Genomic DNA, 11,506 nt, shown 5'->3' with positions numbered 1-11,506 from the left:
TTCGTCACTACGACGAAGCCCAAATCCTCCTTAAATCACAACCCCAAATCTGTGCCATAGGCGCTGACGGGGAACAACAATTCTGGAATCCCTGCATTCAGGCATCGACTTCGAGACTGCGGTCAACAATGCAGTTGACGCCGGCTTTGCCGAGGCCGATTGCTCCTTCGATCTGGAAGGCTCCGACGCGATTGCGAAGCTGGGCATTGTCGCGCACCACGCTTTTGGAGTTGCCGCCAGCAGTGTAAAGACCATCGCTGAGCCTCTCACCGCAAGAACAGCAGAGTGGGTTCACCGATCGGGTAAACGGCATTACCAATGGGCCAGCCTAGAATGGGTCGGACAGGACCTGCTTGGAATGGTGGACCTGCTCCCAGAAGACGTGATTCCGGGAGACTTCCGGGTTCCGGGCGAATGGAATTGCGCCCGGATTGAGAACAAGAATGGGCAGGTTCACACTGTGCAGGGCAGAGGTGCCGGCGGTCACCCGACGGCTCAGGCCATGCTCGCGGACATTCTTGCTTTGGTCGCTGATCGGATATTGAAATCCTAATGTTGCGGTGTTGATTTCGCTATGGCGACCAAATCGCAGTCGTGACCAAAGGCTCTGAATAACTAGAAACGCAAAGCCCCTTTGGCGGAGTCACTCTTGTATAGGCCCAGCAGTTTGCACGCGCTCTGGCTCCGTCAATCCGGATCGGATACCTAATGGTCGGCGAACTTGGCACAACAAATGTATCCGATTACAGGGGTGAAATCGCTTGCTAGCAACGCTGGCATTGCCTGCCGCCAAAGCCAAAGCGTTCTTACAAGGATGGATGGTCTTGCGCCACATACAAAACCAAGCCGCGCCTGCCACGGAACACGGCAAGCCGGTCCAATGCCGCAACTGGCTAGCTTGGGCGATTGATGAAATCAGCGCCGATTTCGCCCGCTCTGCCGACACGCATCTGGTCAAGGTCCAATTGAACGGGCTCGATGGGATCGACGTCTATTTCAAAGATGAATCCAGCCATCCCTCGGGATCGCTCAAACACAGGCTGGCGCGATCACTGTTCCTATACGGGTTGTGCAACGGCTGGATTTGCGAGGGCACGCCGGTGGTTGAGGCATCATCGGGATCGACAGCTATCTCTGAAGCCTATTTCGCGCGGCTGATCGGCGTACCGTTCATTGCGGTTGTCCCGAATGGGACTGCTCCTGCAAAGCTCGCCGAGATCGAACGGCTCGGCGCGCAGATCGAACGCGTCGATGGCTCGGATATCTATGCCGCCGCAGATATGATCGCGAGTAGCAAAGGTGGTCATTACATGGACCAGTTCACCTTTGCCGAACGCGCCACCGACTGGCGCGGCAACAACAATATCGCGGAATCGATCTTCAAACAGATGGAGCTGGAGGCGCATCCGGTCCCGGACTGGATCGTTGTCGGCGCGGGGACGGGCGGGACCTCGGCCACCATCGGACGCTACATCCGCTACCATCGGGCCAGTTGTAGCCGCACCCGGCTCGCGGTGGTCGATCCTGAGAATTCTGTCTTTGCGAGCGCTTGGCAGGCCGCGCGCCGCGACCTTGTCATCGATACAGGCAGTCGGATTGAGGGGATCGGTAGACCCCGCGTTGAACCTAGCTTTTTGCCCGAAGTGATTGATCGCATGATCGAGGTTCGCGATGTCCGTAGCTTTGCGGCAGCACGGTTCCTGTCAGACCGGCTGGGCAAGCGCGTTGGGCCCTCTACAGGTACGAACCTAATTGGTGTGCTCGAGCTTGCCGAGGAAATGCGCGCCGCAGGCCGCAAAGGCAGCATCGTCAGTTTAATCTGTGATGGCGGCGAGCGCTATCGTGACACTGCATTCGACGATACATGGCTGGCGAGCACTTTCTCTGACTTCGGCAAGGCATGGGCCGGGTTGGACCGATACTAGCTCAACTTCGAAGCAATTTAGCGCTGTCTGGGTGGACTTCGAGCGTTGTGCACCCCGACTAAGGCTCGCACAAAGAAAACCGAAGACAGGCGGATATGCTCATTGCCCTCGTAGGCTGAAATCAGCGCGTTCATCGTACCGAGAAGATTCCTACCGGGTTCTGTTCCAACCAAATGACCTTAAACGGGGAAAGTCCGAAAGTTTGCGCTTGTCTTCGCCTTGGCCGGAATGGCCTTTGAGAATGTCCGCTTTCATGAACTACGCTATCGAATGCTTCTGTCTTAGATTGGGGCGCAATGCGGTCATTATTCCGAGAAATGGATGCCCTCCCCAGCCCCCCGAGACTTGCTGGTGTTCGGATCCCTCGCAGGGACTCGAACGCAACGGTGAACTTAGGACCTTTTGAATGATCCCCTTTCGAAATCGCTTCGACAAGCCTTTGCAGCTGGATGAAAATCTGATTCTTGCCACAAGTTCTTATGTGAGACTATCGCCCGATTCCGCGGAAGCCGCAAATACCCCCATCGATACCCCCAAATTGCCTCGGCTTCAGGCGAACACATGCGGACGCATACGGCTCCAAGCGGATTGGCTCGCTGGCCCATCTGTGATTGTAATCAGAGATTTGGGTCAAGAATCCGGACCCATGCGGCCGCAAGCGCACAAAAGTGGGACTCGAACCTGGTAGCGGAGGAGGGACTCGAACCCTAGACACGCGGATTATGATTTCGTTTTCCAAACGAGCTTCTCTTATGCCGCACGTCCGGTTTCCAATCCTAATTGCGTTGAAGAACTACGCAGGTGAATTTTGCTTGAAATGTTCGAGCTGACTGTCGAGCGCTGCATGGCCGAAGGGCTGGTTGGTGCTGAGGGGTTCGCGGTCGATACCAGCCTTATCCGCGCTGATTTGTATTGTCAGCACTCGGCGCCGAGCGAAGAAGGCCTGCCACCCGATGTCGCAGGGCGAGCCGTCAGCGAGTATCTCGACGTACTCGACGATGCCGCGTTTGGCGGTTCGACGCCGGCCACGGCCCAGCGCATCAACCTCACCGATCCTACTGCGCGCTGGACGGCCGCGGCGCGCGAAGCGGTCACCTCGGCTTGCCGCACCGACTGGCCGTCCAGCGCCGGGTGATCGAACGGACGCGGGAACGCTTTGGCCTGTGGCCCTGCGCCCAACCTTGCCTGGCTGGTCGACGATCAGGGCATCGAGCCGCATACTCCGGTGTTCGACAAGTCCGCGCGCAATGGCGCCGCCCGTTCAATGAGCGGCACCGACCCGGTACGCTCGCGGCGCTTGGCCTGACCATAGCTCGGCACTTCCTGGACGCGAGCTGGCCGCTTGCGCTTCGCTTGCTCCGGCGTGTTCAATTGGCGCAATCCAAGTTCGCGTGCGAGCGCACGAAAGTCGTACGTTCTCAGCGCTCGGCCTTGCTTTCCTGATCGTTATGTCCGTCAGCATGCCCCCACCTCCGCTATTCCGTGCCCCCAAAGTCCATCGGGCTTAGGTGGTATGTCGCGACACGACATGGCCTTCCAACGTCGGAATAATACACAACTTACAGCAGCTTAAACGCAAAATGCGATGCGCTGGAACTGTTGAAGTGGCGGGCCACGACGGACGAAGATGATCACTACGTTTACGCCATGCCGCTACGATAGGATTGCCCAGTGATAGCAAGCCAGAGCGAATAAACGCTTGATCGCGATGGGGAGGTCTTTTTTCCCCTAGTGTGTGCTTATCGTGCGGAAAGTCGATGCGCTAGCGCAGCTCAGCATAGGCCGTTCGTCGCGCCCGTCGTTGCAATGGCATATTTTTCCAGCGCCCTCTTGAAATCAGAAATTTGTAACCAGCGCTTCATCAACCATTCGAACGCTAGCCTCGTTGTACCGAGGCGTCAGGGTGGCTGTAGGTGGCACGGACTAAGGTCGATACTGCCGTTTCGACACGTGACCAGTCGGCTTCGTCTGCAAGCCTTACGCCGCCGAACTCACCAATGGCATGAGCTGACAGCGCAAGGTGCTGGACTGCGGCAATGAGAGCGGCGTTAATGGCGCCGACATCGCGATCTGTTGGCGGTGCGATCGGGCCGCGCTGATCCTTTACCCATGCTGCCAATGCAGCCCCTCGCACCTGCGCCAGCTTCCGCGTGATCGGAGAAGCATCGGCGATCTCCCAGGCGGCGATCCGCAGCAACAACTCCGATTGGCGCAAAGCCCGCAGCAATTGCAAAAGCATGTGTTCAATAAAATCGGAATAGGTCACACAGGTTGCCGGATCGATCGGGCCCAGCATGTCCCCGAACTGGTCCGACATCTCTCGCCCCAGCACCTCGATCAACCCGTCGAGCCCGCCGAAGTAGCGGTAGATCAGTTGCTTGTCGCAGCCCGCAGCGCGTGCGATGGAATTGACACCAAAGGCTGAAAAACCCTGTTCAGCAAGCACCCTTTTGGCTGCTGCGACGATCACGCGCTCCGTCCCTGACCGATCCCGTGTAATATTGGCTTTCTTCGTCATCGGCGTCTCTCCTTCATCCCCGGATAGACCGCAATGGCATGTCGCACAAATATTTTTCACCGCTCGGTGACAAAAGTTCTTGCAATGGTCACCATGCAGTGACAAATGCACTGTCACCACACAGTGACAGGAGCGATTCGTGGATCGTAACATCATCAATTCGGCAACCGGGGACCGAATTCACTTCTGGTCATCGCCGCTTTCGGGCGACGGGGACGAGCTCGTCTTCCGTTGCACTCTGCCGCCCCTTGCAACAGGAGCGCCGCTCCACATTCACGATACGATTACCGAAACGTTTGCGGTCGAATCCGGGGCGCTGGAGATCGATCTCGGGAAAGCGGGCAAGCGCCTGCTCGGCCCTGGCGAGGAAATCTCGATCTCGCCCGGCACGCCGCACGGATTTCGCAATTCGTCGGCAAGCGAGACGATCTTCGTCACGACCGCTACGCCAGGCGCAGAACTCGAACGCTTTCTGCGCACGATGTACGATCTGGCAAACTGTGGCAGGACCGACGCCAGCGGCGCACCGCGTAATCCGGTCGACCTCGCCGCAGCGCTTGCGCCGATGGACATGACCATTGCGCCGCTGCCGCGAGCGCTCCAGCGGGTGCTGGTGCGCGCGCTTCTGCTGGCCCGAAAGGTGTTTGGCCCGAGCGCGAGCCGCACGCCACCACGCGCCTTCGGGAAGGGAGCCTGAGCATGGCTTCTACGCGCCTCATTGGCCTGTCCGCCATTGCGCTTGGGATCGGCTTCAACATTCCCTACGCGATCCTTGCAGCCACTTACGACTATCCGCAGATCCTTCGCCAGCCGGCCAGCGTCGCGCTCAGCCGCTTTGCCGAGGGCGGAGCGAGCCTCGTGCTGACCTGGTATGGTTTCGTGCTTGCAGCGCTGCTGCTCGTGCCGATCGCGATAGCCGTGTCGACCAGCAGCGATCGGATGCGGCGCTGGCCCGCACTTGCGCTTGGCGCGGCGCTTGCGGGCGCGCTCGCCGGGATAACGCAGGCCATCGGCTTCGCGCGTTGGGTCTTCGTGATCCCGCAGCTCGCCCTTTTGCGAGACGAGGCCGCCTATAGAGCCTTCGATCTGCTCAACGCCTATGGCGGCGTCGCGATCGGCGAGCATATCGGCCAGCTGCTGACGGCACTGTTCGTGGTGTGCCTCGCCGCAATCCAGCGCGCCGAAGGTTCTGCGAAGCTTGCCGCAACTGGATTTGCAAGCGCCGCGGCAATCGCACTGGGCACCGGCGAAGGTGTTGCGCTTGCGATCTCGACAGACGGCAGCCCGTTCTCGCTCGCCACGATCATCGGCTTTCTCGGGCTCAGCGTGTGGCTGGTCGCGACCGGCGCCGCGATGCTGACGACTTCACGGCAACCGGCCATGTCCGTGACCTGATCTCCCATCCTTTCCGCACCGGAACGAACACTGACCCGTCTGCGGCAACGGGCTCAGAACCCTGACTGCCGCCTTTTGGAGACGTACGATGCAATCTTATGTGAAATACTTCCTAACCGGTTTCTCGGCGACGGCCCTTCTGCTGGGAGCCGACATTGCCATGGCACAAGAGGCCCCTCAGCCCGAAAAAAACGAAATCCGCGGAACCGTCGTCGGCGGCATCGCTTGGCTGCCCGAATACGAAGGGGCCGACAAGAACCAGGTAATCCCGCTCGTCGCTGCCGACATCTACTGGGGTGAGCGCTACATCGCCCTTGACGGCACCAGCTTACGATTGAATGTGCTCAACAGCAGCACCTTCGAAATCGGTCCGGTCGCCAACCTGACCTTCGGGCGCGATGACGAGATCGAGTCGACCTCGGTGCGCGCGCTCGGGCAGATCGACGATGCCTATGAGGTCGGTGCCTTCGCCGCGATCAAGGCCCGGTCCGTCCTCGCCGACGGCGACGAGGTCAAGCTGCGCCTCGAGGCGAAGAGTGATGTCAGCGATGTCCACGATGGCTGGCTTGCCGATGCGACGCTTTCCTACAGGCTGCCGCTCGGCGATCGGCTGATGGTGGTTGCCGACACCTCGGTGCGCTTTGCCGACGACGAATATGCCGGCACCTATTTCACGGTCACCGCAGCCGGTGCCGCGGCGAGCGGGCTGCCCCAGTTCCAGGCCGAAGGCGGCATCAAGGATGTCGGCGTGTCGCTGACCGCCGCCTACGCGCTCGGCGATCGCTGGTCGCTCGTTGGATACGCGGGCTACCGCCGCCTGCTCGGCGATTTCGCCGACAGCCCGGTGGTCGAGACTGCGGGCAATGCCGACCAGTTGTCCGCCGGCATCGGCATCGGCGTGCGTTTCTGATTTCGACCCTGAAAGATAAAGGAGCAAAGCTCATGATTACCCCCAAGGATCTTGCCCGTCTGTTCGTCGACATCATGAACGGACACGAGGCTTCGCGCTTCGCCGAACTGGTGACCGAGGACTACCTCAACCATAATCCGGCGGTGGAGAATGGTCGGGCCGGGATTTGCGCCTTCATGGCGCACTGGTTCGAAACCATGCCCGATCTCGTCGTAACCTGCGAGGATGTGCTGGTCGATGGCGACAGGGTTGCTGGACGTTTCAGCTACTACGGCACGCATAGCGGCGATTTCGTCGGCATTCCGGCGAGCGGCGCCACTGTCCATATGCGGTCGATCGATATCTGGCGCGTGGAGAACGGACTGTTCGCCGAGCACTGGGACGAGCTCAATATGCTGGAAGTGTTCCAGCAGATGGGAGCCTTGCCTCGTCCTTAGTAAATGAAACTTGGGGCGCTTGCTCCTGAAACAAGCGCCCCTTCACTCTCATTGTGCAATGTCTTCGCGCTGAAACCTATCGCGTGGAGTGGACGAAACCAGATTGCCCCTAAGCATGCTACCGCACTGCTGTCCGACCTTGGACCACACGGATGTGGAGTTTTGGCCAGTCTCTCCAAATTTCGTCGCACATTTGCGAAGCCAGTTTGCAATCTCAGTTCACTTCGCAAATTCCCTGCGCCATTCGCTTGGCGACATCCCGGCCTGATAGCAGAACAGGCGGCTAAAATAGGAAGGATCCTCATATCCTACCGCGAAGGCAACATCGGCAATCGACAGTCCGGGTTCAGCGAGGAGTCGGGTAGCCTTCTGTAACCGCATCGCAATCTGGTATCGATGCGGGGGAGTACCCGTCGACTTGGCAAACGCGCGGCAGAAGTGGGGGGCCGTCACATTGGCCAATCGGGCAAGTTCGGCTAGTTGCACCTCCTCGGCAAGGTGAGCTTGCAAATAATCGATAACACGCCTGACCACCGCTGGCGACAGTCCCCCGCGGGCCGGCTGCGAGAGAACGGCGCTTGAGTGACGTTCCACCAGCGCCGAAGACAAGTCGATCAGAAGTTCGTCGATAAGCAATCTTGCGGAATTCCCGCCCGATCGCATCGCGCGAACCGCCTTTCTCGCGAGACCCGATACAGCGTGACAGGAAGCGTTCATAGGATCGATCAGCTCGATCGCATTTCCGCATCTGCTGCTCGCCGCATCGACCAGATCGCTTTCGAACCAGCGTACGGGCAGGAAGAACTGCGCGAAGCTGAGCCTTGCATCGGAGTATTCGATCTCTGCTGTTTCACCAGCGCGCGCGACACAGAATGTGTTGGGGTCGCAGGGTGCGCAGTAGCTGCGATCGTTAAGCTGCGCCGACCAGTTCATTGTTCCGTTCAGATGGACACATACAAGATGCGCATCGCTCAATGGTTCGGTGGTGAATCCGGCCGGCTTCCTGCTCTCAAGCCGCCAAAGTGCGATTGATCCGCCCCGATCCGGTGACTGTTCCCATGCCGCGGGTTGCGTTCCAAACCAATCGATAGGCGCATCTGTTTGGATGGCACGATCCGTTCCTTGCTCATCAGGGGGCGAAGCTTTCGATTGATCCGTCATGGTCCTCAATCCACTTCAGGTTCGCAAGCTCTGCAACGAGGTCCGGCCCTGTCCAAGATCAGATCAAGACTTCTCATCCTATGTTCGATCTCCTGCGCCCATGCCCGCATTCCGAGGCTACACTAAAGGCGCATTGAGTTACAAATCGAAGACTACTCACCTTTTACTCGTTGGAAGATGCGCCACAAAAGCTGCCGACAGTTGCAGGTCTGTCGGCCGACGAAATCATGAATTTGCGCAATCGAGTCCTAACTGGAAACCGGGTTCCACGTTCAGATAGCCGCAGACCAAAACTTCTCGACGAAGGGTGCGGCTGATGGACATGCCTGTCGAAACGGGACCGAAACGCAAGAACGTAGCAAAGGGCCAATTGCTGATCGCCGGCCAATGGCGCGACAGCAGTTCCGGCGAGGCCATGGAAAACGTCGATCCGACGACCGAGGCGGTTACGACGACGGTCGCCAAGGCGAGCGTCGAGGAGACGAATGCTGCCGTCGATGCCGCCTACGCGGCTTTCGAGAAAGGCCCCTGGAGCCGCATGCACCATGAGGAACGGGCGAAGATCTTGTTCCGCATGGCCGACCTGATGGATGAGCGCGCCGACGATTTCGCCATTCGCGAAGCGATGGACATGGGTATGCCCTATGCCGATTTCCGGTCGATCATCATGCCGCACTGTTCGGGACTGTTCCGCTTCTTCGGCGGGCTGGCCATGAACGCGATGAACGGCGGCTACCGGTCCAGCTACGAAGAGGACTTGCGCATCCTGACCCGGCGCGAACCGCTGGGCGTGGTTGCGGCGATCACGCCGTTCAACTTCCCGCTCGCGCTCAGCTGCTCGAAGATCGCGCCAGCGCTCGCCGCCGGGAATACGATCGTGCACAAGCCGGCCTCGGACACGCCACTCACGGCACTGGCGCTGGCGCAGGTCGCGCTCGACGCCGGCATTCCCGAAGGTGTCTACAACCTCATCACCGGCCCCGGCGGATCTCTCGGGGATGCTCTCGTTCGCAATCCCAAGGTCGACAAGATCGCTTTCACCGGGTCGACCGCTGTCGGTCAGGGGATCATGCGCAATGGCGCAGACACGATGAAGCACCTGACCATGGAGCTCGGCGGCAAATCTCCCAACATCGTCTTTGCCGATGCCGACTTGGAATCCGCGCTACAAGCCGCATTCTGGGGTATTTTCTGGAACAAGGGCGAAGTCTGCGTAGCTGGCAGCCGCATCCTGGTCGAACGGCCGATCTACGACGAATTCGTCGAGCGCCTGTCGCGCATGGCGGCCGAAGCAGTACTCGGCGATCCGCTCGACCCCGCGACCCAGATCGGCCCGATCGCTTCACGCGCCGAGTACGACAAGGTCTTGTCCTATGTCGAGAACGGCAAGGCGACAGCTCGGCTGACCGCGGGAGGCGGCACACGCAAAATCGACGGAAAAGGTCTCTTCATCGAAGCAACGGTCTTCGCCGACGCAACCAACGGCATGAAGATCAGCCGCGAGGAAATCTTCGGGCCGGTGGTTCCGATAATCCCGTTCGATGGCGAAGACGAGGCGATCCGGCTTGCCAATGATACGCCCTATGGCCTCGCTTCCGGAATCCAGACCGGCGACATCAAGCGGGCCCTTCGCCTCGCCGACCGGATCAGGGCCGGCACGGTGTGGCTGAATACCTGGCACAAATATCACCCGAATGCTCCCTTCGGGGGCTTCAAGATGTCGGGATATGGCCGCGAGCAAGGCGCAGAAGCACTTGAAAACTACACGCAGTACAAGACCGTCTGGGCCAACCTTGGCTGATCGGACGCCACCTTCTCATCCCCGGACGAAGTCCCTCCGTCCGGCCCCGCGGCGGCATTCCGCGTCGACCCCCAGCGTGGGCGCCGCCGCACCTCTTGCTTCAGGATTATCGACATGACCATCGCGGTTGACCGGAGCACTATCGAACGCAATCTCGCCGTGGCAAGGCGCTTCGTCGAAGGCGTGCTCGGTGGAACCGATCCGGAGGCCTTCGGCGAGATCGTCCATCCCGAGGTAATCGTCGACACCGGTCTCAAACCCGATGGGCCAATTCATGGCGCGGCTGAATATGGAACGGTACTGGGCTCAACCTTTGGTGCCGCGTTCGCCAACGGCGCGATCGAGATCATGGACATAGCTGCGCTCTTCGATGGCCGGGTGATTGTGCGATTCGAAGCGACTGCCGACAATGTCGGCGCGCTCAACGGCATCGAGCCGACTGGCATGCGTTTCACCTTCTGCGAGTTGCACCTGATGCGGTTCGAGGATGGCAAGCTGATCGAAAACCGCGTCGGCGCGCTTAACCCGCTCATGTATGAGACCTGGCAAGCGCCGGCGATGGCGCGGACGCTACTGGCACGATGATGATGCATCTCGCAGCCGATCACCAGCCGAACGAGCAAGGAATGACCATTTGCTTCAGGCGATTGAGGACACCGTCGGTATGAAAATCGGAATTATAGGAGCCGGGAATGTCGGCACGGGTTTGGGCAAACGATTGGCGGTGCACGGGCATGACATCATGGTGAGCTTCGCTCGCTCACCGGACAAAGTGAGAACAGCAGCCATGACGATCGGCGCAGGCGCAAGAGCGGGCAGCCCTGAAGAGGCCGTCGCACACGGTGAAGTGGTCATTATCGCCACCCCTTGGGCGGTAACGCTCGAGGCAGTGCGTTCCGTCGCTACGGGATTAGATGGGAAGATAGTGTGGGATGCCACCAACCCCCTGAAAGGCGATATGAGCGGTCTTGCGATCGGCACGTCGACAAGTGGCGGCGAAGAAATTTCGCGGGCCGTGCCCGGCGCACACATCGTCAAGGCTGTGCCACCATTTGCAGAAGTTCTGCATTCTGACTCGATGGAGATCGCGGGTCAGCTCCCCAGTGTCTTCGTGTGTAGCGACAACGGCGACGCGCGCAAAACGATTGTCGATCTTGTGGGGCAGATACCTGCCACTGCGGTCGAGGCCGGTCCGTTATCCCTTGCCCGATATTCCGAGCCACTTGGAATGTTGCTCGTCCAACTCGCCTATGCGCAAGGCATGGGTGCGCGCATCGGAGCATCGCTCATACGCTGAGGAGAGTCGTCATGGCGAGCGGAGTTTCCGAACGAAACCGCATCTTCATCGTCGGCGGCACG

Annotated in this window: 11 protein-coding genes and 1 pseudogene; 10 read left to right on the top strand and 2 right to left on the bottom strand. The window is 59.6% G+C overall.

Annotated features, from left to right (window positions below):
- The first annotated feature begins 79 nt into the window (after positions 1 to 79).
- The 3 genes and pseudogenes from K3174_RS17165 to K3174_RS14840 all read left to right on the top strand — a co-directional run.
- A complete protein-coding gene (locus K3174_RS17165) occupies positions 80 to 553 on the top strand; it encodes a hypothetical protein (protein WP_425594440.1) in 474 nt (157 codons plus the stop codon).
- A gap of 271 nt (positions 554 to 824) precedes the next feature.
- Entirely contained in the window at positions 825 to 1,925 is a 1,101-nt protein-coding gene (locus tag K3174_RS14845) for a PLP-dependent cysteine synthase family protein (protein WP_247712214.1), read from the top strand.
- 805 nt (positions 1,926 to 2,730) lie between these two features.
- Positions 2,731 to 3,174, top strand: a pseudogene (locus tag K3174_RS14840) (IS5/IS1182 family transposase); the annotation flags it as partial.
- A 627-nt stretch (positions 3,175 to 3,801) separates the two neighbouring features.
- Here the strand turns inward: K3174_RS14840 and K3174_RS14830 are convergent.
- Positions 3,802 to 4,443: a TetR/AcrR family transcriptional regulator gene (locus K3174_RS14830; RefSeq protein ID WP_221560112.1), complete on the bottom strand. Its 642-nt coding sequence runs from the start codon at positions 4,441 to 4,443 to the stop codon at positions 3,802 to 3,804.
- Positions 4,444 to 4,582: 139 nt separating this feature from the next.
- Between K3174_RS14830 and K3174_RS14825 the strand changes: the two genes are divergently transcribed.
- From K3174_RS14825 to K3174_RS14810, 4 genes are all read left to right on the top strand, one after another.
- Positions 4,583 to 5,140, top strand: coding sequence for a cupin domain-containing protein (locus K3174_RS14825; protein ID WP_221560111.1), 558 nt, complete (start codon positions 4,583 to 4,585; stop codon positions 5,138 to 5,140).
- 2 nt (positions 5,141 to 5,142) lie between these two features.
- Positions 5,143 to 5,838, top strand: coding sequence for a DUF4386 family protein (locus K3174_RS14820; protein WP_221560108.1), 696 nt, complete (start codon positions 5,143 to 5,145; stop codon positions 5,836 to 5,838).
- 100 nt (positions 5,839 to 5,938) lie between these two features.
- The gene (locus K3174_RS14815) at positions 5,939 to 6,748 is read left to right on the top strand and encodes a MipA/OmpV family protein (RefSeq protein ID WP_221560106.1); all 810 of its coding nucleotides are present in this window, start codon (positions 5,939 to 5,941) and stop codon (positions 6,746 to 6,748) included.
- Positions 6,749 to 6,780: 32 nt separating this feature from the next.
- A complete protein-coding gene (locus K3174_RS14810; RefSeq protein ID WP_221560104.1) occupies positions 6,781 to 7,185 on the top strand; it encodes an ester cyclase in 405 nt (134 codons plus the stop codon).
- 219 nt (positions 7,186 to 7,404) lie between these two features.
- Here the strand turns inward: K3174_RS14810 and K3174_RS14805 are convergent, their stop codons facing one another.
- Positions 7,405 to 8,118, bottom strand: a complete 714-nt coding sequence (locus K3174_RS14805; protein WP_221560093.1) for a helix-turn-helix domain-containing protein — start codon at positions 8,116 to 8,118, stop codon at positions 7,405 to 7,407.
- 544 nt (positions 8,119 to 8,662) lie between these two features.
- Between K3174_RS14805 and K3174_RS14795 the strand changes: the two genes are divergently transcribed.
- The 3 genes from K3174_RS14795 (at position 8,663) to K3174_RS14785 (ending at position 11,444) form a co-directional block, all read left to right on the top strand.
- On the top strand, positions 8,663 to 10,147 hold the full coding sequence (locus K3174_RS14795) for an aldehyde dehydrogenase family protein (protein ID WP_221560090.1): 1,485 nt from the start codon (positions 8,663 to 8,665) through the stop codon (positions 10,145 to 10,147).
- Positions 10,148 to 10,261: 114 nt separating this feature from the next.
- Positions 10,262 to 10,732, top strand: a complete 471-nt coding sequence (locus tag K3174_RS14790; RefSeq protein WP_221560087.1) for an ester cyclase — start codon at positions 10,262 to 10,264, stop codon at positions 10,730 to 10,732.
- Complete coding sequence (locus K3174_RS14785) at positions 10,683 to 11,444, top strand: NADPH-dependent F420 reductase (RefSeq protein ID WP_221560084.1); 762 nt, start codon at positions 10,683 to 10,685, stop codon at positions 11,442 to 11,444. Before K3174_RS14790 ends, K3174_RS14785 begins: the two co-directional genes overlap by 50 nt.
- Positions 11,445 to 11,506 lie beyond the last annotated feature (62 nt).

It is taken from the genome of Qipengyuania qiaonensis, from assembly GCF_019711515.1.
GTDB lineage: Bacteria > Pseudomonadota > Alphaproteobacteria > Sphingomonadales > Sphingomonadaceae > Qipengyuania > Qipengyuania qiaonensis.
The sequence above is the reverse complement of the archived record's forward strand: the minus strand, read 5'-3'. Positions and strand labels throughout refer to the sequence as shown.

Bases quoted from the DNA above. Each gene is read 5' to 3' on its own strand.
- K3174_RS14820 (WP_221560108.1), top strand. From the start codon at position 5,143: ATGGCTTCTACGCGCCTCATTGGCCTGTCCGCCATTGCGCTTGGGATC.
- K3174_RS14810 (WP_221560104.1), top strand. From the start codon at position 6,781: ATGATTACCCCCAAGGATCTTGCCCGTCTGTTCGTCGACATCATGAAC.
- K3174_RS14785 (WP_221560084.1), top strand. From the start codon at position 10,683: ATGAGACCTGGCAAGCGCCGGCGATGGCGCGGACGCTACTGGCACGAT.
- K3174_RS14795 (WP_221560090.1), top strand. From the start codon at position 8,663: ATGGACATGCCTGTCGAAACGGGACCGAAACGCAAGAACGTAGCAAAG.
- K3174_RS14790 (WP_221560087.1), top strand. From the start codon at position 10,262: ATGACCATCGCGGTTGACCGGAGCACTATCGAACGCAATCTCGCCGTG.
- K3174_RS14830 (WP_221560112.1), bottom strand. From the start codon at position 4,443: ATGACGAAGAAAGCCAATATTACACGGGATCGGTCAGGGACGGAGCGC.
- K3174_RS14805 (WP_221560093.1), bottom strand. From the start codon at position 8,118: ATGAACTGGTCGGCGCAGCTTAACGATCGCAGCTACTGCGCACCCTGC.